At 68.1% G+C, this 21693-nt stretch carries 18 protein-coding genes and 5 pseudogenes; 11 read left to right on the top strand and 12 right to left on the bottom strand.

The genetic code is table 11. The annotated features are described in order from the left end of the window. The 3 genes and pseudogenes from ACZ3ZD_RS34680 to ACZ3ZD_RS34670 form a co-directional block, all read right to left on the bottom strand. Nucleotides 1–220 (bottom strand): annotated as a pseudogene (locus tag ACZ3ZD_RS34680) (transposase family protein); the annotation flags it as partial. Between the two features lie 226 nt (nucleotides 221–446). Continuing rightward, nucleotides 447–1019 carry a GNAT family N-acetyltransferase gene (locus ACZ3ZD_RS34675; protein WP_467406609.1) on the bottom strand — a complete coding sequence of 191 codons (573 nt, stop codon included), beginning with the start codon at nucleotides 1017–1019 and terminating at the stop codon, nucleotides 447–449. Nucleotides 1020–1681: 662 nt separating this feature from the next. Then, nucleotides 1682–2716, bottom strand: a complete 1035-nt coding sequence (locus ACZ3ZD_RS34670; protein ID WP_467406605.1) for a phosphotransferase — start codon at nucleotides 2714–2716, stop codon at nucleotides 1682–1684. 1046 nt (nucleotides 2717–3762) lie between these two features. On the opposite strand from ACZ3ZD_RS34670, the gene ACZ3ZD_RS34665 reads away from it, so the two are divergent. Then, nucleotides 3763–3957, top strand: a complete 195-nt coding sequence (locus ACZ3ZD_RS34665; protein WP_467406602.1) for a hypothetical protein — start codon at nucleotides 3763–3765, stop codon at nucleotides 3955–3957. A gap of 201 nt (nucleotides 3958–4158) precedes the next feature. Here ACZ3ZD_RS34665 and ACZ3ZD_RS34660 read toward each other — a convergent pair. Next, nucleotides 4159–5204 (bottom strand): annotated as a pseudogene (locus tag ACZ3ZD_RS34660) (S66 family peptidase). Nucleotides 5205–5615: 411 nt separating this feature from the next. Between ACZ3ZD_RS34660 and ACZ3ZD_RS34655 the strand changes: the two are divergent. The 5 genes and pseudogenes from ACZ3ZD_RS34655 to ACZ3ZD_RS34635 all read left to right on the top strand — a co-directional run bounded on the left by ACZ3ZD_RS34655 (nucleotide 5616) and on the right by ACZ3ZD_RS34635 (nucleotide 11693). Beyond that, nucleotides 5616–6119 carry an SRPBCC family protein gene (locus tag ACZ3ZD_RS34655; protein WP_467406598.1) on the top strand — a complete coding sequence of 168 codons (504 nt, stop codon included), beginning with the start codon at nucleotides 5616–5618 and terminating at the stop codon, nucleotides 6117–6119. A 157-nt stretch (nucleotides 6120–6276) separates the two neighbouring features. Continuing rightward, nucleotides 6277–7520 (top strand): annotated as a pseudogene (locus tag ACZ3ZD_RS34650) (IS701 family transposase). 233 nt (nucleotides 7521–7753) lie between these two features. Next, the gene (locus ACZ3ZD_RS34645; protein ID WP_467406594.1) at nucleotides 7754–8989 is read left to right on the top strand and encodes a helix-turn-helix domain-containing protein; all 1236 of its coding nucleotides are present in this window, start codon (nucleotides 7754–7756) and stop codon (nucleotides 8987–8989) included. 703 nt (nucleotides 8990–9692) lie between these two features. Beyond that, nucleotides 9693–10571: an acyltransferase domain-containing protein gene (locus ACZ3ZD_RS34640; protein WP_467406590.1), complete on the top strand. Its 879-nt coding sequence runs from the start codon at nucleotides 9693–9695 to the stop codon at nucleotides 10569–10571. Nucleotides 10572–10796: 225 nt separating this feature from the next. Then, nucleotides 10797–11693, top strand: coding sequence for a TauD/TfdA dioxygenase family protein (locus ACZ3ZD_RS34635; RefSeq protein WP_467406586.1), 897 nt, complete (start codon nucleotides 10797–10799; stop codon nucleotides 11691–11693). Nucleotides 11694–11781: 88 nt separating this feature from the next. On the opposite strand, the gene ACZ3ZD_RS34630 is transcribed toward ACZ3ZD_RS34635, so the two are convergent. From ACZ3ZD_RS34630 to ACZ3ZD_RS34620, 3 genes and pseudogenes are all read right to left on the bottom strand, one after another. Continuing rightward, complete coding sequence (locus ACZ3ZD_RS34630) at nucleotides 11782–11997, bottom strand: aminotransferase class III-fold pyridoxal phosphate-dependent enzyme (protein WP_467406583.1); 216 nt, start codon at nucleotides 11995–11997, stop codon at nucleotides 11782–11784. A 37-nt stretch (nucleotides 11998–12034) separates the two neighbouring features. Beyond that, nucleotides 12035–12595 (bottom strand): annotated as a pseudogene (locus ACZ3ZD_RS34625) (aminotransferase class III-fold pyridoxal phosphate-dependent enzyme); the annotation flags it as partial. Beyond that, on the bottom strand, nucleotides 12592–13335 hold the full coding sequence (locus ACZ3ZD_RS34620; RefSeq protein ID WP_467406581.1) for a class I SAM-dependent methyltransferase: 744 nt from the start codon (nucleotides 13333–13335) through the stop codon (nucleotides 12592–12594). The pseudogene ACZ3ZD_RS34625 and the gene ACZ3ZD_RS34620, both read right to left, overlap by 4 nt. 185 nt (nucleotides 13336–13520) lie before the next feature. Between ACZ3ZD_RS34620 and ACZ3ZD_RS34615 the strand changes: the two genes are divergently transcribed. Next, complete coding sequence (locus ACZ3ZD_RS34615) at nucleotides 13521–14429, top strand: aminoglycoside phosphotransferase family protein (RefSeq protein ID WP_467406578.1); 909 nt, start codon at nucleotides 13521–13523, stop codon at nucleotides 14427–14429. 62 nt (nucleotides 14430–14491) lie between these two features. Here the strand turns inward: ACZ3ZD_RS34615 and ACZ3ZD_RS34610 are convergent, their stop codons facing one another. Next, entirely contained in the window at nucleotides 14492–15262 is a 771-nt protein-coding gene (locus ACZ3ZD_RS34610; protein ID WP_467406574.1) for a transposase, read from the bottom strand. Between the two features lie 61 nt (nucleotides 15263–15323). Between ACZ3ZD_RS34610 and ACZ3ZD_RS34605 the strand changes: the two genes are divergently transcribed. Continuing rightward, nucleotides 15324–15593, top strand: a complete 270-nt coding sequence (locus ACZ3ZD_RS34605) for a YrhB domain-containing protein (RefSeq protein WP_467406570.1) — start codon at nucleotides 15324–15326, stop codon at nucleotides 15591–15593. A gap of 139 nt (nucleotides 15594–15732) precedes the next feature. On the opposite strand, the gene ACZ3ZD_RS34600 is transcribed toward ACZ3ZD_RS34605, so the two are convergent. The 3 genes and pseudogenes from ACZ3ZD_RS34600 to ACZ3ZD_RS34590 form a co-directional block, all read right to left on the bottom strand. Continuing rightward, a complete protein-coding gene (locus ACZ3ZD_RS34600; protein WP_467406568.1) occupies nucleotides 15733–16320 on the bottom strand; it encodes an NAD-dependent epimerase/dehydratase family protein in 588 nt (195 codons plus the stop codon). A gap of 888 nt (nucleotides 16321–17208) precedes the next feature. Further along, nucleotides 17209–18129, bottom strand: a complete 921-nt coding sequence (locus ACZ3ZD_RS34595; protein WP_467406564.1) for an ISAs1 family transposase — start codon at nucleotides 18127–18129, stop codon at nucleotides 17209–17211. Nucleotides 18130–18208: 79 nt separating this feature from the next. Next, nucleotides 18209–18310 (bottom strand): annotated as a pseudogene (locus tag ACZ3ZD_RS34590) (transposase family protein); the annotation flags it as partial. Nucleotides 18311–18979: 669 nt separating this feature from the next. On the opposite strand from ACZ3ZD_RS34590, the gene ACZ3ZD_RS34585 reads away from it, so the two are divergent. The 3 genes from ACZ3ZD_RS34585 (at nucleotide 18980) to ACZ3ZD_RS34575 (ending at nucleotide 20735) form a co-directional block, all read left to right on the top strand. Then, the gene (locus ACZ3ZD_RS34585; RefSeq protein WP_467406561.1) at nucleotides 18980–19447 is read left to right on the top strand and encodes a MarR family winged helix-turn-helix transcriptional regulator; all 468 of its coding nucleotides are present in this window, start codon (nucleotides 18980–18982) and stop codon (nucleotides 19445–19447) included. Nucleotides 19448–19593: 146 nt separating this feature from the next. Further along, a complete protein-coding gene (locus tag ACZ3ZD_RS34580; RefSeq protein WP_467406559.1) occupies nucleotides 19594–20358 on the top strand; it encodes an SDR family NAD(P)-dependent oxidoreductase in 765 nt (254 codons plus the stop codon). A gap of 29 nt (nucleotides 20359–20387) precedes the next feature. Next, entirely contained in the window at nucleotides 20388–20735 is a 348-nt protein-coding gene (locus tag ACZ3ZD_RS34575; protein ID WP_467406555.1) for a DUF1330 domain-containing protein, read from the top strand. 233 nt (nucleotides 20736–20968) lie between these two features. On the opposite strand, the gene ACZ3ZD_RS34570 is transcribed toward ACZ3ZD_RS34575, so the two are convergent. Further along, a complete protein-coding gene (locus ACZ3ZD_RS34570; RefSeq protein WP_467406552.1) occupies nucleotides 20969–21430 on the bottom strand; it encodes a pyridoxamine 5'-phosphate oxidase family protein in 462 nt (153 codons plus the stop codon). Nucleotides 21431–21693: the final 263 nt, after the last annotated feature.

Raw genomic sequence — 21693 nt, 5'->3', positions numbered from 1 at the left:
ACGACTGCTCGGCGATGCTTCGGTCGCGGGTGGGTACCAGGGTGCCGTCCACGATCAGCACTGCGCCCTTCGCGAACCGCTTGCGCGGCTTGAGCGCGAGCTTTGGGCCGAGGTGGCCAACGACGCGACTGGCTGCGGACTTCGACACCGCGAACAGTGGCGCCAGTTGCCGCAACGTCAGGTTGGTCCGCGTGGTGTACCGGGTCGCGAGCGCGGCCCGTATGGCGATCGCGGCCGAGTTCTCGTCCTCGGGCACCAGCGAGACCACCGTGGCCGCCGCGGTCAGCACGGCGGCGCGCGGGGCGACCTCCTCCAGCGCCGCCCACAGCGCGGCCACGTCCAGATCCGCCTCCTCCTCGACCAGCTCCAGCCCCTCGAACAGCACCTTCGCCACCCGCGAGCACCCGCGACGCCTTCTCGGACCGAACGGCGGGCAGGTCTCGGTGTTAGCGGCCGGCCGTCTGCGTGACCGTCGGATGCCACTCGCGGCGGAGGAGGCCGAAGACCCAGGAGTCGGAGATGCCTCCGTTGACGACGCAGTTCTCGCGGAGGGTGCCTTCGCGGACGAAGCCGAGCTTCTGCAGGACCCGGGCGGACGCCAGGTTACGGGTGTCGGTCTCGGCCTGGACGCGGTTCAGGTCCAGGGTGTCGAACGCCCACCGCAGGACGGCGTTCGCGGTCTCCGTGGCGTAGCCGTGGCCCCACGCGGCGGCGTCGAAGACGTAGCCCAGGGACGCGCTGCGGAAGTCCGGGTTCCAGCTGGTCAGGCCGCACCAGCCGATAAACGCGCCGTCCAGGACGCGGTCGACGGCCACCCGCGCTCCCGTGCCCTCCTCCTCCATCGTCCGGCAGGTCGCGATGAATCGCTGGGCGCGGGCTGGTTCGGTCCACGGCGGGGAGTCCCAGTAGCGCAGCACGTTGGCGTTGCTCTGCAGCGCGTAGAGCGGCGCCGCGTCGGCGTCGGTGAACGGCCGCAGTCGCAGGCGGGCGGTGTGCAGTTCGGGGGTGGGCAAGGGCATGCGGAGCATCCTGCCGCGTCACGCTCGCCCCCGGCCATCCGTTTATCCGGAGGGTCAGCCGGCGTACGTCCCCGGTGACGCCGGCCGCGCCGCGTGGGCGGTGAGTCAGCATTAGCGTGCCGGCATGGCGAGCAAAGGGCGGCCGTACAGGCGCACCCTCGGTACCGGATCCCGGGCGGATGGAGGGAGGCCGTCCACTTCATCGGGCCGGCCGGCATCGCCGACGGCACTCTCGCTGGTCCTCCGCCCTGGTCCGAGCCGGACAGCGCGCAGGCGGCCCTGGTTCAGAAGACGGAGGAACGCACCCACCCCCGGCTCGACGCCCTCTGACACGCACCCGATCAACCGGACTGGGAGACCGGCAGCCGGCACCGTCGCAGGCCGCTTCCACCTGCTTGAAGCCGGCGCACCGATGCGGTCGGGGCACTGGATCCCGACAGCGTCGGCCATCGCGTGACTTCTCTCGGCGCAGTGGGGGGCGGGCGTGTATGTGGCAGTGTTGTGGTGGGGCGGGCCGGTAGTTTGCGGGTCCCGGGCCCTGCTGGTCCGTGTCCCTGACAGGCGCGGTCTGGAAGGCCTGGCCTGGTACTTGTGGTGAGGGATTGCCAAGACCTGTGGTTCAGGGTTTCGTGCTGTTGACGGGCTGCCGGGCGGAAGGTCCTCTATGGCCGTTGCGAGGGCAGCGGTTGCAGCTCGGGCCAACGGGTGAGCATGCTCTTGCGCATGGCAGTGGCGAGCCTCCCGAGATCCTTCAACTCGGTGCTCTCGGCGGTCATCTGGCTGACGATCCGGAGACGGTGTACCAGCCGCTGGCGGGCGGTCGCGGTGCCCCACTTCCAGTCGTGGTTCGGGATTCTGCCCAGGTGGTCGGCGGTCCCTCGCTGGGCTCGCTGGACCAAGGCGTCACCCCGTAGCAGCCAGCCGGCACACGCGTCCGTGAGATCGCCTTGGACTTCGGTGCCGGTCGCGTTGCGCCATGCCGTGCGGTAGGCGGTCTCTGCCGCGTCCAGCGTGTCGGGGTCGGGAGCGGTGGCACACCAGCAGGTAGGGAAGCCAATGCGCAGGTAGGCAAGTTCCACGAGCCCGTTGCCCAACGCGGCCTGTTCGAAGTCGATGAACCGCACGCCGGTGCTGGTGTGCATGTCGTTGCCGGGGCACGGATCACCGTGCAGCAGGGCATGGCCCTCCGCTCGGCCCAGGCGGTTCACCAGGCCGTCCATCTCGGGCCCAGCGCCGGCCGGCACCACCACGCCGAGCGTCTGGGCAAGCCTGAGGAAGGAGTCGACATCATCCGGGGTCGGGCCCGACCAGGTCGGAAGACTGTCCGCGTCGTCGGCGTTGGCGCCGGTGGCGGTGTGGAGCCGGGCGAGCGCCACCGCGTAGTCCACCATCCAGTCCTCGCGCGGTTCCTGGTGGTCCAAGTGCTCCAGGACCAGCACCCGTTCGTCTGGATTGGTGCCGAGGAGCATCGGCACCACGGGCGGGTCGGCCCTGGACGCGAGTTGCAGGGCAGCCACCTCGCGCGCGTACCTCTCGGCTGCTTCTGGGCCGTCGATGAGCTGCTTGACCACCACGGGCGTGCCCGACAGCTCGGCTCGCCATACGCGTGATCGCGGGCTGCTGCCCAACCTGCGGGCTCGTCGGGGCGAACCCAGCTCAGCCCTGAGCTTCTCCCCTAATGGCAGTCGTGACCACATGGCCTCATCTTTCCGTATACCGGCGGGCCCTCGGCTGCAGTTCGCGCTGGACGGAGGCCTACGAGGTCGTTCGAGCTCAGGAGGAGCTGCTCTCCGAGGGGTAGACGAGCAGCTTTCGAACCGCTGCAGGAATGTGTTTCGGATCAGCCACTCCGATTGTACTGTCCTCGGACATGATCGCCTGTGATGTCGGAATTCCGTCAATTTCGTAGACATGCGTCTTCTGGTTTGTGGAGCTGGTCCCGTCCTTGCACCCCTTGAGGGTGCCGACGCCGATCGATTTCCCGGCATGATGAAGACCTGGACGATCGCTGATGGTGGGAGACCACGGTCGCTGGTACTCCTGGGAATTGTATGAGAGTACCCAGGCGCAATCTTCACTCCCCTGACTCCCCCCGGATGAGCACCCGGGAAGAACAGCGACTATCGAAATTGCCGCGAGGCTGAACGTGATTTTTCGAGTTCCTGCGAGCGTTTTCACGAAACCTTCTCGTTGCTTCGGCCAACCCTAGTGAAAGAAGCTTGCCAGGAGAAAGCCACCCACGGAAGAGGGGGCACCCACGGTCGGGCAGACGCAGATGCAGGTTCACCGATGAAGAGCACAAATAATGAAGCGCTTACCTCCTTTATCTTTCCCAGTCGTCGTAGATACGCCCGAAGCGTGATCTTCTCGAGTGCGACTACGACGTGCGCGAGTACCAGGACGAGAAGCGGCTGTTGTTAGACATCCGGAATGGCCTCTTCCTGCGTCCGGCTGTCGGCCCGCGCACGGATGCCATCACCCGGCCCGTGCGGCCAGCGCGGGGGTCTGTATCGTGAGCGGGCCTGTCTCATATTCGGTGGTAGCGGAGGGTGGCGGTAATCCGAGGACGATGCGGTGGCGGAGGATGGTGAATCCTGCTCGTCCGTGCATCTGGCGTACAGGACGTCAAATATAAGCGGAAGGGCGAAAACGACCTCTCAACGCAGGCGCCGCCCTCTCCCCGCAAACACTCCGCCCCCAAGGGCTCGGGTCGAAACACAGTAGATAACTCGAAGGACATGCGGTGAAGGAACTCAACCCGTACACGCTCAGTCACATCGTCATCACCATTCTCGGCGCCAACTCGCTTCTCATCGGCTGGCTCTTCTCTCGCAAGGGAGAACCGGTTGGAATGCGCACGCGCTGCGTTCTGGCCGCGTCCTGGCTGGCCTGGCTTGGGCTGTTCTGCCACATCCGAGTCGCCGGAGGGACGATCTAACCTCGCCGTTTCGTTTGGGTGGAGTCAAGCGGCGGCCCGCCACAAAGGCCATCGGCGTCTGCCACAACATTCCGAAGCCCACCTGACCTGGGCACTCATCACCCTCATGACCAGACGGCTCACCCGCAGTGGGCCCCGTAAGGAATGGGAGAAGAAGCGGCCTGTGCCCAGCGCTGACGCCGATGGACATGGAGAACTGGCTCAGTAGGTGACCGTGATCCGACGCGCCGGACCGTCTACCCGGATCTTTCCTCCGACCGGGATGACGAGTTGAGGATCGGTGTGGCCAAGGTCGACATCGAACACCACCATGGTGTCGGGAGCGTACCGCTGGAGGGCGCGCAGGACGGCCTCGCGCTGTTGCCGGCGGAAGCCCGCCTTCTCTGCAGTGCTGAGCTGGTTGTCGAACGACCAGCTCCTGGCCCTGCCCATCAGTAGCGCGGGGAAATGCTGGAGGAGACCGCGTTCGCCCATGCTCCGAAGGATCCGGTAGACCTCTTCGGCTCGTGGCATCTCTTCGGACGTCTCGAGGAACAGCAGGTTGCCGGCGTACGCGTCGACCGGCCGTATCTCACGGTCGGCCATCAGCAGCCAGGAGATGATCTCCAGGTTGCCGCCCCAGCTGATCCCTTCGACTACCCGGTCGCTGTTGTGCCAGGTCCAGGCGTCAGCGGGTTCCATCTCGGGTTCCGACTCGAAGGTGCGCGGGTCCTGCCAGGGCCGGCTGATGTCCCCGTAGGCGCTTGCCGCGGTGAGTTCGTACGCGCCAGAGGTGAACAACGCCGCCCTGAGAGAATCAGCGGTCAGCGGGTGCATCGCGCCGGGGCGTCCGAGCTCGACCATCACTGTGGCGCCGTGGGAACCGACAATGCCCAGGTTGCGCAGGAAGAGCAGCAGGTTGGTGTTGTCGCTGTAGCCGAAGAAGGGCTTGGGGTTGGCGCGGAGAAGGCCGCGGTCAAAGTGCGGCAGGACAGTGATCTGGTCATCGCCGCCGATGCTGGCGATCACGGCCTTGATGTCCGGGTCCGCGAAGGCCGCGTGAATGTCCGCAGCCCGCTCTTCGGGCGTCGAGCCCATCTTCCGAGTCGTCGGATACTCCACCGTCTTCAACCCGAATTCCTCCTGAAGCCTGCGTAACCCCAACTCGTACGGCAGAGGCAGGACACCAGGCAGACCGGAGGAGGGGGACAGCACCGCAACCAGGTCTCCAGAGGGCGGGGCTTCGCGGGGCAGAGAGGATCCGTCATCCGATGATCATAGGAGCCGATCAACCTGTCGCCGCAGCGAATATTCCGGGGCTCGCCACGAACGAGTTCGATCCTTCCCTTCTTCAACCCTTTGGACCGCAGCTGAGGTTGTTGAACACCCGCTTAGTACTCCAGCCGTAGATCGTTATGTGCCCTGGCCCTGAGTCGTTTGCCGCTGGTAGTGGCAGGTGCGGGATCAGTGCTGGCGGCGGCGCCAGCATGACCGGCGCAGCCGATGCCTGGCATCGTGCGCGGAGTGGGCGGCCGTGGCGGGCGGGCGATCTCGTTGTGGTGCAGGTTTCGCCCACACGACCGATGAGTTCCACCTTGCCGCGTCGTCTGCAAGTGGGGAACGTCCCCCTTCCGCGCCTGCGGGAGGCCCGAGATGAGACGACAAGGAGCATGCGTACCATGGACCAGGAGAACGTGAGCGCCACCCTGACCGTCGCCGTGCCCGCCGCCAGAGTGTTCGCGGTGCTGGCGGACCCGACGACCCATTCCGCGATTGACGGCACCGGCTGGGTTCAGGAACCTGCCGACCGGGCGCCGCTGACCGAGGTAGGGCAGCTTTTCCGGATGGACATGTATCACGCCAACCATCCAAACGGTGACTACCGGGTGGTCAACAAGGTCCAGATGCTCGACCCGCCGCGCGCCATCGCCTGGCTGACGGGACAGGAGAAGGCCGACGGTCAGCTGGAGTTCGGCGGCTGGATCTGGCGTTACGACTTGGCACCGCTCGGTCCGTCCGAGACTGAGGTCACGCTCACCTACGACTGGTCGGCGGTGCCGCAGTTCATCCGGGATCGCGGCATCCAGTTCCCGCCGTTCGGCCCTGAGCATCTCATCAACTCATTGCACCACCTGGCCGATCTTGCCGCACCGACGTCCCGGGCCTGGACGCCCCGCGGCTAGTGCTCCAGCCGTCGATGTGATCTTGCTGGTCGGGCCGGTGTGGAGACGGGTGCGGCCCACCGCTGATCATCGTGAGTTGTGTGGACTGACGAAGAGACGGTGGCCGCAGGTCACAGCATTGGATTCCGCCCACTGGCGGGAGGCGTTCGAGGTGGCCATGAGCCGGATCGCGGCACGGTTCGCACGGGTAGAACCCCGGCTACGGGCTGGCCGGCTGGTGCTGGGCCTGCTGTCGGACCTGCCGCGCAAGAACTGCTGGACGACCGCCGAGTGGGCCGGGGAGACCAGCCCTCATGGCATGCAGCACCTGCTGTGCCGGGCCTCCTGGGACGCCGAGGCCGTCCGCGACGACGTGCGCGAACACGTCGTCGAGCACCTCCACGACGATGCCGCGGTACTGGCCGTCGACGAGACCGGAGACGTGAAGAAGGGCACCCACACCGTCGGGGTCCCACGCCTATACACCGGCACCGCAGGGCGGATCGAGAACTCCCAGGTCGCCGTCCACCTCATATCTACGCCGGCCAGCGCGAGCACGCGGCGGTGGACCGGGAACTGTACGTCCCGCGCGCTCCTGGACGTCCGCCCCGGACCGCTGCCAGGCCGTCGGGCACGGCGAGGACACCGTTTTCGCGACCAAGCCGGAGCTGGCTCGGGTGATGATCGAACGGTTCCTGGCCACCGGACACCATGTCGGCTGGGTCACCGGCGACGAGGTCTACGGCGGCAACCCAAAACTGCGGACGGCTTTGGAGCACCGCGGCATCGGCTACGTCCTCGCGGTGGCCTGCTCGGCCGAAGTGCCCACCAGCGCAGGCGAGTTCCGCGCCGAGGCCCTGGCACGGAAGGTGCCCCATGCGGGCCTGGCAGAGGCTCTCGACCGGGCGCGGCGCGTAGGGACAGCGGTTCTACGACTGGGCCGTCATCGACCTCACCGAGGCAGCCCCGGGCCACCACCAGCTACTGGTCCGCCCCAACCGCACCACCGGTGAACTCGCCTACTACCGCTGCCACTCCACCAGACCGGCATCCCTCGCCGTCCTGGTCAAGGTCGCAGGTTCCAGATGGGGGGTGGAGGAAATCTTCCAGAGCGAGAAGGGACTGGCCGGACTGGATGAGCGCCAGGTCCGCCGTTACCCCTCCTGGGCCCGCTGGGCCACCCTCGCCATGCTCGCCCACGCACTCCTCGCCGTCGTCCGCGCCGACGAACACGCACACCGACCTACACCCGACGACCTGATCCCGCTGACTTGCAACGAGATCCAGCGCCTGTTCCTCACTGTCGCCGTCCGGCCCGATCACGGACCGGCCCACCGACTCCGCTGGTCCGCCTGGCGACGCCGCCACCAGGCGCGATCACAAGCCAGCCATTACCGACGACAAGCCGCATCCCAGAATTGAAGATCACGATCTACAGCTGGAGTACTAGGTAATAAATACCTAGTACCAGCAAGCAGCTGCCAGGCCCTTCGGCATGTTGGCAAATAGTTGGCAAGTCACTTGCCGGCCCGGTTTACCCATCGCTAAACTCCGCCGTAAATCAATACTTTGGCTGCTCGCCGAGAGCGGCGGCGGACCTGCGGAGAGGTTGAGTCGCTCACTCGTCTCCGCACATTCCTGATAGTGAGATTCATATGCTGGAACAGCCCACCTTCGGACGACGCCTGAAGGAGCTGCGCAGGGAGCGCGGGCTCTCGCAGGCCGCACTGGCGGGCCAGGAAATCTCCACCGGGTACTTGTCACGCCTGGAGTCGGGAGCGCGGCAGCCCACGGAGCGTGTGGTCAACTACCTCGCCCAGGTGCTGGGGGTCGACCGGTCCGCCTTCGACACGCCGCCGAGCGGCGGCTCCCTGGCCCAGGCCCTGTCCCTCGCGACGTCCACGGACGGTGACGAGGGGATGGAGAACCTCATCGCCGTGCTGGGCCAGGTCCGCGAGGAGGCCCCGTTTCTGCGCTGGCAGGCGCTGTGGCTGATCTCCCAATACTGGCAGCGCCGCGGCCGGCGGGACGAGGAGCAGGCGTGCCTGGAGGAGCTGGTGCGGGTCGCCGACGAACTCGCCATGCCCGAACTTCAGTGCAGGGCCGGATTCCAGCTCGCTCGCTCGCTGCGTGCGACGGGTGAGGTGGGCCGGGCGCTCGGGCTCGCGATCAACGCCTACCAGCTCGCCAAGAACGCCGGGCTGTCCGTGACCGATACCGGGAGTGCGCTGATCACCCTCGTGTCCGTGGAGGCGGAGGCGGGCCGACTGCCCGACGCGCGGGCCCATGTCGACGAGCTGGTCCAGATGGTGGAAGGGCGGTCCGATCCGCTGTCCGCCCAGGCGTTGTGGTCGGCCGCCACCGTACGGTTCCGGCAGGGGGACCACGAGGCCGCGCTCGGCTGTCTCGAGCGGGCCATGAAGGAGCTGGACAGCGACGTAGACCTGACGTTGTGGGCGCGGCTGCGGCTGGCCGCCGCCTCCCTCAATCTCCAGAGCACGCCGCCGGGGACCGACCGCGGCCGCGAGTGTCTGGAGGAGGCGGCCAGCGCCCTCGCACTGGTCGGCACGCCGGTACTGCGGCAGGAACTGCTCACCCTCCAGACCCACCTGGCCTTCGAGGAGGGCCGGTACGCCGACGCGCGCACCCTCCACGACCAGCTGCACCGCGACGAACTGCACCTCACCTACCGGGACCAGGTGCGGCTGCACATCCTCGACGCCCGGCTGATGCTCCTGGAAGACCGCGAGGAGGAAGGAATCCAGCGCCTCAAAGAACTGGGCGAGCAGGCCCGCCAGCAGTCCAACATCGACCTGGCCGCCGAGATCTGGCGCATCCTGGCCGTGTCCCTGGAAGGCGCAACCCGCTCCCGCCAGGGCTCCGGGTCCTGAACGGGCCCGGCAGCGAGGCCGTGGGCCGCACCGGATCGGGAGCCGCGCAGCGGCAACGCCGAAGGCCGGGCCCCGAGTCTGTGAACAAGCCCCCGTCATCCGCCCGAAGGGCAGACGGGGGCTTGTCACATGCTCTCGGATTCTGCCGCGGGGTTCCGGCCGGCGAGGCGACACCCGGCACGGCCCTCCCCGAGCTCACGGCTTCCCGCGACTTGCCGCCTTGCTCGGGCAGGCAGCCACGCCGGACAGTGCGACGACCCGCCGGGTTCTACAATGGGCCGTCAGGTGGGCGGGGTCAGCGGGTCGGTGGGGCGGCCGTTCGGAAGTGGAGGGAACGGACAAGGGCCGCCGTGCGGGCGCGGGCCTCGGATGCGGTCGACTCCCCCACGACGATGAAGCCCGCGCGGTCGCCGGACTGGCGTACCGGGGGGGGGGGACGATGTCGCCGGATGCCGCGGTCAGCTCCGCATGCAGGTGCACAACGCAGCCGAACACCGTGGAGCCCGAGGCGGCCACCGGTACCAGGACCGTAGCCACACCTCTCCCGTCTCCAGGTCGAGTGCGTCGGTGAGTTCGGCGCGCAGCGCCCGCAGCACGGCGTCGACGGACGGCTCCTCGGGCAACACTTCGAGGTCGGGGGGCGGGATGTCCACGAGTAGGGCCGACGGCCTGGGGCCGCCACGTACGAGGCGCGCAGGGCCTCGTGCCGTCGGTGCACCTCGGCGACGGCCGCCCGCAGGCCGCCCGGTCCAGCTGGGGCGCCATGCTCGCCCTCGGTTGCGAGGAGGTCCTCGCCCGCGACCTGCTCGCCGTCTCGGGCCTCGGCCTGGAGCTGGCCGCCGTGAACTCGCCCGACGGCTGTGTGGTGGCCGGCCCGGCCGAGGCCGTCGCGGAGTTCGAGGCGCGCCTCGCCGGCCGCGTCCTCGTCCGCCGCCTCGCCGCCACCCGCGCCTTCCACACCGCGCTCGTCGAGCCGGCGCTGCCGCGGCTTGCCGAGGAACTCGCCGCCGTCACCGTCCGCGCGCTCGCCGTGCCCTTCGCTACGAACGTCACCGGGCGCCTGATCCTCCCGGACACGGACATCAGGCCGGAGCTGTTCGTCGAACAGGCCCGCCGCACCGTGCGTTTCGGTGACGCGATGGCGTCGGTCACCGAGCGTTTCCCCGACGCCCTGGTCGTGGAGGCCGGGCCCGGCCGGGTCCTGTCAGCCCTGGCGGAGGCGGCGGGCCTGGTGTCCGTCCCGCTCTCCCCGTCCCGTACGGCCCGCCCCGCCGAGGAGGTCCTACCGCCCTCGGCACCCTGTGGACCCTGGGTCAGCCCCTGCCCAGCCGCGCCCTCTGCGCCCCCGCTCGGCGCCGAGTCCATCTGCCGGTCTACCCGTTCGCCGACCCCAGCTGGATCGCCCCGGAGGCGGCAGCGTCCACGGACACGTCACGGTTCGCCGGGAAGGGGAGGCGGACGGCGTTGCCCGAAGCCGCGTCGGCTCAGGCCCCCGCACCCACGTCCGCTGCACCCGCCTCCGCCGAAGCCCCCACGCCGCCGAGCGCGCCCGTTCCCCAGCAGGACCCTGCCGCGGTCCTGACCCGCCTCTGGGAGAAGCTGCTCGGGCACGGCGACCTCGGCGCGCACGCCGACTAATTCGACCTCGGCGGGGACTCCTCCTGGCCACGCGTCTGGCTCGCATGGCCGGCCGGGAACTGGGTCTCGTCGTCCCCGTCCGAGGCCTGATGACCGCCCGCCTGCTGGGCACGCAGGCCGAGCTTCTGTGCGAACTGGCCCGGACCGCCTCGACAGAAGGGCACCCATCGTGACCGTCACCCCTGTGGAACCGGCCCGCATGACCGTGACCCCGCTCGCCGGACGCATCGGCGCGGAGGTCAACGGTGTGGACGCGGCCGCCACACCCGGCCCCGCCGTGATCGCCGAACTGCGCCGGGCCCTCCTGCGGTACAAGGTCGTTTTCCTGCGGGACCAGCGGCTCGACTACGAGAGCCAGGCCGCCTTCGCCCGAGCGTTCGGCGATCTGACGCTGGGCCACCCGATCTACCGCGCGCCCCAGAACAGGCCCGAGGAGAGGGAGATCGACTCCCGGCAGGGGACGCGTGCCAACCACTGGCACACAGACCTCACCTTCGTCGACCGGCCGCCGGCGATCGCCTTCCTGCACAACAAGATCGCCCCGCCGTTCGGGGGCGACACGATGTGGGCCAACACCGTGGCCGCGTACGAGTCGCTGCCCGAACCGCTGCGGGCGCTCGCGGACCGGCTGCGGATCGTGCACAGCAACGACTCCGACTACACCGACGCCATGGTGGCGGCGCGCCGCGAGTACATCTCCACCCTGTTCGAGACCGAGCACCCGGCGGTGCACGTCCATCCTGAGACCGGCGAACGCGCCCTGCTACTCGGCGGGTTCGCACGCCGGGCGGTCGGTCTCACCCCACAGGCCTCGGGGGACGCGCTGCGCCTCCTGCAGGAGTACGTCACCACGCCCGAGCACACCGTGCGCTGGCACTGGCGGGTGGGCGACCTGGCGATCTGGGACAACCGCGCCACCCAGCACTACGCCCTATTCGACTACGGCGACCAGGACCGGCGTGCCGAGCGCTGCACCGTGACCGGAACGGTGCCGGTGGGCGTCGACGGGCGGCCGAGCGCTGTGCTCAGCGGCGACACGACGGCGTACAGCGACGGCGTGGCCTGACGCCCGCCGGACGTGAGGAGACACAAGGAGGGGGGAGGCCCGGCCGGCCTCCCCCCTTCTCCCCTTCCGCTCCTTGTGTCCCCCGTGGTCAGCCCGCGACCTCGGTCACGGCCGCGGTCAGCCCGTCGACGACGGCCGTCGCTCCCTCGTCGTCGATCACCAGGAGCGGCACCGCCATGACGGCCGCGCCGACCTGCCGCAGCAGCAGCCCGTGTTCCCGGGCGCGGGCCAGGACCCGGGTGGCGAGGTTCGGTGCGGTGGTCTCGACGACGAGGATGAAGCCGAGCCCGCGGACGTCCACCACGCCCGGAGCGCCGGCCAGCGCCGCCCAGCCGGCCGAGGAGGCCGGCGCCGAGTCGTTCGGCCCGCACAGGCAGATGTTCCTTCTCCAGGATGCCGAGGGTGGCGAGCGCCGCCGCGCAGGCCACCGCGTGGCCGGAGGTGGTGTGCCCGTAGCGCAGTCCGCCGATGACGGGGTCCCGGTCGAAGGTGTCGTGGACGTGCTGCCGTACGGTGACCGCCGCTATGGGCACATAACCACCGCTGAGTCCCTTGCTGCTGACCAGGATGTCGGGGACGACCTGCTCGCGGAGGGTGGCGAACATCGCTCCGCAGCGGCCGTACGCGGTGAAGACCTCGTCGATGACCAGCAGGGTGCCGGTGGCGTCGCACAGCGCGCGCAGCCCCCGCAGAAAGCCGGGCGGCAGGACGACGGCACCGCCGACGTTGAGGAACGGCTCGACGACGACGGCCGGCAGGTCCTCGGGTCGTGCCCGATGGAACCTTGTTCGGGGTGCGGCTGCCGAGGAGGACGTCGGCGCCCCGCAGCGACAGCTGTCGTGCGGTCTCCAGTCCGATACCCCGGTTGGCCCGGTGACCAGGGCGAGCGTCCCGGGCCTCATCGGGCGAGCCGGTACACCGACACGTGCCCGGTGCTGTCGGGGCCGAAGGGCCGGCCGGACCAGTCCGCGAGGCGCCGTTCGAGGCGCAGGCCGGCGCGGGCCGCCATCACGTCGAGTTCGGCGGGCCAGCAGTACCGCTCGGCGTGCGGGCGCAGGTGGACGCCGTCGGCGCCGAAGGTGATCTTCTGGCTGTGGAAGCGCTGGGCGGCCGGGCCGAAGCGGTAGACCTCGATGGTGGCGGAGTCCTCCGTCACGGAGAGGGCCTGCGCCCGCCCGCCCCGGTCGAAGAAGGACGGGTCGGGGACGTACGCCTCGATCACGAAGGTGCCGTCCTCGCCGAGGACACGGGCGACGTCGTCGAAGCAATGCTGCTGACGCTCGGCCTCCAGGACGTTGAAGAGCGTGTTGTAGACCAGGTAGACGAGGCTGAAGGGGCCTTTCACGGCAACATCGGCCATGTCCCCGACGGTCATCGGGGACGCCGTCGCCGCCCGGTTGCCGCGCAGCCGCGCGGCCATCTTCTCGGAGCCCTCGACGCCTTCGACCCGGACGCCCCGGGCGGCCAGCGGCAGGGCCACCCGGCCGGTTCCGACGGCCAGTTCGAGGACGCGTCCGCCGGATGCGAGATCGGCCAGGAAGTCGACCGCGGGGGTCGTGTCGAGGCTGGTCTCGTCGTCGTAGTCGTCGGCCCGCACCTCGCCGAAGAGCGCCGGATCTCCGAACTTCCTCGCGGTGGTCATGCGAACCCCTTCACTCGGTGGACTGCGGTGGCCCCGGGCACGGTCGCCGTCGCGCACCCGCCCGCCCGACAATATTGCCTCGATTGACAATATGAAGGCAATTAATTGCCAGACGGTTGAGCACTGCGGGACCGGAAATGGCAAATCCATTGCGCAACACCGCCGTCTCGGGCAATCATCACCGCATGGTCTACGCACCCCCCGACCGCCGCGCCGGTATCGACGCCGCGCTGGTCAAACGACTGATTGCCGCTCAGTTCCCGCAGTGGGCCGACTTACCCGTGGTGCCGGTGGAGGTTGACGGCTGGGACAACCGTACCTACCGCCTCGGTGACGACATGTCGGTCCGGTTGCCCACCGCCGCCGGATACGTCCCCGCGGTGGACAAGGAGAGCGAGTGGCTGCCCCGACTGGCCCCCTCGCTGCCCGTCGCCATTCCGACCGTGCTGGGCAAGGGCGTCCCGGGCGAGGGATACCCCCATCCGTGGTCCGTGCGCGGCTGGCTGGAGGGCGAGACGTCCGCCCCGGAACGCATCGCTGACATGACGGAGTTCGCGACCGCCGTCGCGGACTTCGTGCTCGCCCTCCAGCGCTGCGACGCCACCGGCGGGCCCCTCGCCGGGGAGCACAGCTGGTACCGGGGAGCGTCGCCTGCCCACTACGACGACGAGACCCGCCGCTGCCTCGCCGACCTTAAGGGCCGTATCGACACGGAACGGGCCGCCGAGGTCTGGGAGGCCGCCCTCGCCGCCGAGTGGCGGGGCGCGCCCGTGTGGTTCCACGGAGACATCGCGAGCGGCAACCTGCTGGTCAGGGACGGCAGACTGGCCGCCGTCATCGACTTCGGCACCTCGGGGGTCGGCGACCCGGCCTGCGACCTGGTGATCGCGTGGACGATGTTCTCCGGCGAAAGCCGGGAGGCGTTCCGCCGGACGGTCGCCCAGGACGACGGCATGTGGGCCCGGGCCCGCGGCTGGGCCCTGTGGAAGGCGATGCTGGTCATGTCCGGGTCCCTCGACACCGACGAGGCCCTCGCCGCCGCCAACCTGCGCGTGATCGAGGAGGTCCTCGCCGATCACGCATGCTTCGCCTAAGGGCTGTCCCGTAAATGATCTCCGAGTCGTCTCCGCATGGTGGGCCGCCGTGCGGCGTTGGCCTATCCGGCGAGGGCGAGGTTGTGCATCCGTGCGATGCCGAGCATGGCGTGGTGGACGCCGTCTCCTTTGAGGCGGCAGTCGCGCAGGATCTTCCAGGTCTTCATCCGGGCGAAGACGTGCTCGACACGAGCCCGGACCTGCTTGTGGGAGCGGTTGTGTTCCTCTTTCCAGGCCGGAAGTTCAGTCTGGCCACGCTCGCGGCGGTGCGGGATGACGAGTCCGGTGCCCGGGTAGCCGCCATCGGCGATCGTGAGGGTCTTGCCGACCGCGGTCTTGGCGCCGGACTCCGCCCACGCCTTGCAGTCGTTGCGGTTCCCGGCCAGCGGCCGGCCGACCACGACGACCAGGCGGGTGTCGGCGTCGACGACGACCTGGTGGTTGGTGGAGTACCTGTAGTTCTTCGACCGCTCGGCGATCGTGTGGTCGCGGGTGGGTACCAGGGTGCCGTCCACGACGAGCACAGTGTCCCTCGCAAACCGCTTGCGGGGCTGGAGAGCGAACTTCGGTCCGAGGTGATCGATGATGCGGTCCGCCGTCGACTTCGACACCCTGAACAGCGGCGCGATCTGCCGCATCGTGAGGTTCGTCCGCCAGTACGCCGCGACCAGCAGGGCCCGGTCCTCCAGCCGGAGCCTCCACGGCCGGCCCTTGCGGGCCGCGTCCGCACCTGCGCGTCGCAGCACTGTCACCAGCTTGCCGAACTGCCGTGGGTTGAGCCCGGTGAAGGGGGCTATCCAGGAAGGCTCCGACGCCGTGATCACACCAGTCACACCAAGATCATCTCAGGCCGGTTAGGGTTCCTCCTTCGAGCCGACGGACTGGAGACGGATCATGGGGCAGGATGAGGCTCTGCAACTCGCCATGGCGTTTCTCGCGGACAGCCAGCGCGATGATGAGCCGCCTCTCGCTATCGACGCAGAGCGCGTTCGTGCGAGCAACGGGCTGCTGATCGTGCCCTACAACTCGGTGCAGTACCTCGCCTCGCGTGATGCGAGAGAGCAGCTGTTGGACTGCTGGCCCATTCTCGTCGACCTTGCACGCGGCGAGGTGCGGTTCGGGACCCTGGACGAGCGACATCTGTGGAGGAACCCGAGCGCCTGACACCTGTCCGAAGCCCCAGTTACGGGACAGCCCTTAACCGGTGCCGCACCCGTGCCGACTGCCAGTCTCGTTTCGCTGAGGCGCCCGACCGCATGACCGCGCAGGCCGTCGGGCACCTCGGCGGTGTGCCGAGCGCGGGCTATCCGGCCGGTGTGAGATCCACGGGCTGCCCGCCGAGCATCGGGGGCGCGGGCCGCCCGGCGGTCGTGAGGCCCACGCCGCCCGATCGCCCGGACCGGGTCCGGAACCAGTCGATCGTGTGGCGCAGCCCCTCCTCCAGGTCGACGACCGGACGCCACCCGAGGCTCCGCGCGGCATGCTCGACGGACGGGCGGCGGCGCGGCGGGGCGTCCTGCAGCAGCTCCCGGTAGTGGACCGGCGCCGAGGCCCCGGTCATCCGCCGCACGAGTCCGGCGAGTTGGGCCACGGTGTACTCGGCGGGGTTCCCCAGGTTGACCGGGCCGGGCTCGTCGCAGTCCAGCATGGCGGTGAGCCCTCGCAGCAGGTCGTCGACGTAGCAGAAGCTCCGGGTCTGTTCGCCGCTGCCGTAGACGGTGATCGGCCGGCCGCTCAGCGCCTGGGTGATGAAGTTGCTGACGACTCTCCCGTCGTCCTCCCGCATCCGTGGGCCGTAGGTGTTGAAGATCCGCACGATCCCGGTGTCCACACCGAGGGTTCTGCGGTACGCCGTGGTCAGCGCGTAAGGGGCTGCCGACAGTTCGCACAAATAAATACGGTCACGACTATCTACCTTCGCCGGGCGGAGTAAGTCTGTCTGCGGTCTCTGCAAATTCCACCAAACCATCGTCGGAGACAACGATAGGCATAGCACCACCGGCATCTGTGATCAGCCAACCTAGAACGTCCTGAGTGACAGGCCCCTCATCCTCATCGTCCCATGTTGCGCGCCACCCATTCCCCGGGAGAACACCGACCACGCGGCCCGCCCGTTCTAGGCGCACGAAATCACGGTAGGACGCTGCAGGCCTGAGAGCGCCCGACTCTGTATCGACAATCAGGGCAGAACCGGTCACCGGGTCCCACGCTTCAACGGGACGCATGCGAGCCATTTGCCCCCCTTCAACGCCAGAGAAATAGGCGGTCCAGCCCGTCTTATTGAAATATTTCATACCCTGCCCCAAAATTCTGCGTGATGAATTCTTCAGTTACCCTCCCGCGCGAGGCTCAAGAGAGGACCGTGAGTCGAAGTTTATGTCAACCCACTCGAACATTCTATTGATGCGATGCGCCCAACGAAGCGTTCCATCTTCGTTGACGATCACACGAGTGCCAGATGCCGGATGCCCGCCGTCGTCAGGAATAAGTGTTCCGATCTTGTCACCGAAATCGAATTCATAAATCGTTCCCGGTCCGCGGCTCGCCCGTGTCGGGTGTTCGGCTTCCAGACCGGCCGCCTGCTCAGAGTGAATCAGAAGTTACGGGACAGATCTTAAGAGGAACCGTGCCGTTGCGACGCGATACGAAAACTCGCGGTCCGCTACGAGGCGACCGCCCTCGTCACAGCCCTCAACAAGTGGCTGTGACCGGCGCATTCACACCGCGCCCGTGCTACGCCAGCCAGGGTGGCGTCGTTCAGGGGTTCTGTCCGGTCTGATCACGTGATTCCGAGGGTAGTCAACGGCCGTGTGGTGTCTCGGCTGTGCTTGCGCAGGCCGGCGGCGATGTTGTCGCAGTTGGTGAGGCGGCTGGCGCCGATGGCCAGGTTGCGCAGTGTCGCCATGGCACGGGGTGCGGTTCCGGTCCGTACACGCGAGGCGTCCTCGGCGAAGGTGGTGTCGCGCACGTGGTGGATCTTGTTCTCAATGCCCCAGTGTTCGCGCACGCGGTTTGCGATCTCGGGAGCGTCGGCCTGCTCGGCAGTGAGGTCGGTGACCGCGTAAACGCGTTCCAGGGTGACCTTGCCTGTGCTGACCGTCCGGCGGCGGCGTACGATCTGCACGGCCTGGGCGCAGTAGGGGAAGGCGAGGCCGCGGACGACGGTGGCGGTCTTGACGCGGCGGATCTCATCCCGGCCGTGTGCGGTGGCGCGGGTCTTGCCCAGCAACGGAACGTCCCGCCAGGGCAGTTGCTTCCTCTGCTGGTGCAGCAGCGGTTGGTTCCCTTTGATCACGGCGATGTAGTGGGCCTTCTTCTCCTCCACTAGGAAGCGGGCGTGGGTTGTCTGGGAGTGCAGGGCGTCGAAGGTGACCACGGTGTCGGCCAGGTCGAGCGCGGCGAGCATCGGCTTGAAGACGGTGATCTCGTTGGTCTTGGAGCCGACCTCGTGCTGGGCGGTGACCAGGCCGGTGCCGGTCATCGCGGCGAGCAGGTGGACCTGGGTGCCATCGGTGCGGCGGGCACCGTGGATTATCTTGCCGTCCGCGGCCAGCGAGCGGCGGGGCCGCTTGGCCACGTCCTGGTCGGCAGGCAAGGGGGCGTAATCGCGGGCGGCGAGCCATGCGCCGACTGCCGCATCGAGGGCGTCGCCGTCGACGCGCTGCAGAACTCGGCGCACAGTGGCCTCGGGCGGGGGCAAGAGGACCGGTGGGTTCGCGATTCGGTCCGCCGAGCGCAGTGAGCACGGCGGCCGGTGCGTCGGCTGCCCATTCAGCGATCGCCGTCAGCGATTTCGCGCCGGCCAGCACCGCGCATGCGGTGAGCGCGAGGACGAAGGAGAGGGGATGGCGGCGGCCCTTGGCCGGGCGCGGATCGGGCACTGTCACGAGGCAGTCCAGCAGATGCGGGTGTTCCACGGGCCCAGCGGGGCAGGCGTCGGTGAGTTGGCCCAGGCCGGCAGGGATGAGCGATGATGAGCGGGCAGGCACGGTCTTCCGTTGCGGTGATCAGGGAATCGACACCTCACGATCACCGGAGGCCGTGTCCGCCTCGCACAATGAACTCCACGGCCACGCCGATCACGTGAACCGCTATCAAGTCGGACAGGCAGGCTGAAAACGAAGCCCTGGGTATCCGGAGACGGTCGCTCGGGCGGCCCAGGGCAGGGAGACGACGGTCCGCAAGGGCAGGGACGCGTTGGAGGCCGGCAAGGAGCCTTTGTCCAGGGTACGGAGGCCCGAGGACAGCAGACAGATGACAGGTGTTGGTCCGCATAAGAACGGTAGGACAAGTTCAGAACGTGTATCAGAGCCGATGATCTGTGACGTAGGGTGAGCGGGGGCTGGAAAGGAGACGGGCCCGGCGCTGTTTGACGGCCCGGACTCGTTTGGCTCCGGCGGACCGCCAACGATGCCACCGGTACTATTCCTCCTCCGCCGAGTGACATCGGCCGACAGCGCCCGTGCGGCGGAGCGCCGCGTGGCGCCGGGTTTCGACTCCGAGTGCTGCGGCTGGCTGGGAGGACGGCTTCGCGAAGGTACCGTCTAAACATGACCCGTGAGGATAAGACGGCGGCCGTTGCGCTACCCACCCCAGGAACCGCCAACGCGATGCTCAGCGATCTGTTGTGGGAGGTTTCGGCGTACGTCGAGCTTCTGGGTGAAGCGGAGCTCGCCGATCTTCCGATCACGACGGCCTCCAGCGGAATGCTTGTAACTGTCTATGCCGAACCCGGTATCACCGTAGCCGAGATCGCCCGTCGCACACCCAGGTCTCAGCAGGCCATCAGTCAGGTGGTTGCCCGTCTTGAGAAGCTCGGCCTGGTCGAGCGCCGCCTGAGGCAGGGGCGTGGTGTCGGTCTGCACCTCACCATCGAGGGCCGAACCATAGCCGAGGTGGCTCTTGAGCGTGAGCGAGCGGTCGATGCGCGGCTCGTCGCGACGCTGGGCAGGAAGAACTACGACACGCTGCGTCGACTGCTTGTGGAAAGCTGCGCTCTGCTCCGCCCTGAGGGATAGCGTCCGCCGAGGAGCCCGTCGCTCGCCGCAAGGACTCACGTAACCACAAGGCCTTGTTAAAACAAGACCTTGTGGTTACGTTGGGGTGTCAGGCATCCCGGCCCGTAGGAGGCCGCGGCGCACGCAGCAAAAGCGGGAGTGTCGCAATGGTCCACACCTCTCTTGTAGACGTCATCAGCCTCAGCGGCCGCCGTGCCGCGGTGACCGGGGCGGGGTCCGGCATCGGGCGAGCAACTGCCGTCGTCCTCGCGAAGGCCGGTGCCTCAGTTCTCGCCCTCGACATCCACGAAGGGGGGCTGGCAGAAACGAAGGCTCTTGCCCACCAGGTTGCGGACGTGGCTTTTGACGTCGCGACCGTTGACGTTTCGGACTTCACGGCGGTCGACGGCATCCTGGGGGGTGAGAACCTCGACGTTGTGGTCAACTCGGCCGGCATCATGGCGCCGGACTCGCTCGCGACGACCAGTAGGCAGGACTGGGATCGCGTCCTGGCGGTGAACCTGACTGGATGCTTCAACGTGCTCAAGTCCGCCGTCCCCCGCATGAGGCGCCCCGGCAGCGTGATCCAGATCTCCTCGATGATGGGGCACGGCGGCCTCGCGTTTCCGGCCTACACATCCACGAAGGGTGCAATCCTGGCCCTCACCCGGCAGCTCGCGGGCGAACTCGGCCCGCAGGGCATCCGGGTTAACTCGGTGAGCCCCGGGATGACCCTGACGGGGATGACGCAGGACCACCTGGGTGACGCCGAACATCGCGATCACATTGCCGAGCGCACCCCGCTGCGCATGGTGGGCGCTCCGGGGGACATCGCCAACGCGGTTCTCTACCTCGCGAGCGACCTGTCCGTATTCGTGACAGCCACGGACATCCTGGTCGACGGCGGTCTGACCTCGGTAATCAACCTGTGACTGAGGCCGGACCGCTGGAAAGGCGTGCGATGAACAAGGGCTACATGATATTCACGCTGGACGTCAAAGACAGCGACGGAATGCGGAAGTATATGAAAGCAGCACGGGCTACGATCACAGGCGACATCAGACTGCTAGCCGCTGGCACTCCCGAAGTGCTCGAAGGAAAGTGGTACGGCACGACAACCGTGATCATGGAATTCGCCAATGCCGACGCCGCGCGCGCGTGGTTCGACTCGCCGGCATACAAAGAGGCGTCCGAGTTTCGGCACGCGGCGTCGGACGCGAAGGTCGCCATCCTTGATGGTTTCGACACGCAGGCGTATGCGCAGTCTTCACCGGAAGACGTTGTCGACCTGTTCGGCGACCTTTTGTGACGATCAGGACAGGGCGGTCAGCGATCCACCGTGCTGATCCGGTGGTGAGCTGGCTCAGCTTCGCAGCGTTGCCCCCGACGGTCCTCGGCAAGACCGGCTGCCGTCCTCGACTCCGCCGGCCTTACCGCGCGGCAGGCGCGATGAGTCCCACGCGGTCGGCTCGCCGTCGCTGTTGTGGCCCCAGGTTCCTCCATCGCCAAACCGGACAGAACCCATGAACGACGCCACCCTGGCTACGCCAGCCAGGCCCCATTGCGCATCACGACCCTGCCGCGAAGTTCCGGTACTCCGCGCCAGGCGCGCACTGTCTGCGGCGCCACGCACAGGTACAGGAAGGGGGTCTCTTCCGTACGTGGATCCCAGCCGAACTTGCCCGCAAACCCATCTGCGGCATCATTTGGCACTTCCCGCGTGGGATAGCACTTCGCCTCCCCTTGCAGCATCACCACGTCGAAGGCATCCGGCAGAGCCAGCCGTAGGCGTGGTTCTTCATACACGTTGCGTGCGGTCGCGGAGTTCGCGCCGGTACACATCCACACTGCCCGCCCGTCCCACAGAAACCACAGGGGCACCTGATGTGGGCCGTGGTCGGGGTGGGCCGTCGACACCCATATGTCGCGCTCCGAGCTGAGCCGCTCCAGAGTGTCCCGCCTGCGCTCCGCCGTGGTGCGGCGAATGATCTCCATAGCTTGCATGGGCGCCGACCTTAGCCAGCGGGTGCACCGTGCGCATGGGGCGCAGGTCCTAAGCCCGGAGGCGGACCATCGCCCAGACACCCAACCGCAGCTTCACCAAGACAGTAATGGCGGACAGAACGCCTCACAGTGGAGCGGAAACAGACGCCAGAACATTCGAAACACGCTCTAGTTGTATGGCCCTGTGAGGTTGGGGATGCGGCTGGCGGGTGGTTGGCCCTTCAGCGCGGTGTGTCCGCGGTGGTGATTGTAGGTGTGCAGCC

The sequence above is a fragment of the Streptomyces sp. NPDC023481 genome (assembly GCF_055560195.1).
Note: the sequence above shows the minus strand (reverse complement) of the source record. Positions and strands in the feature narration are given on the sequence as shown.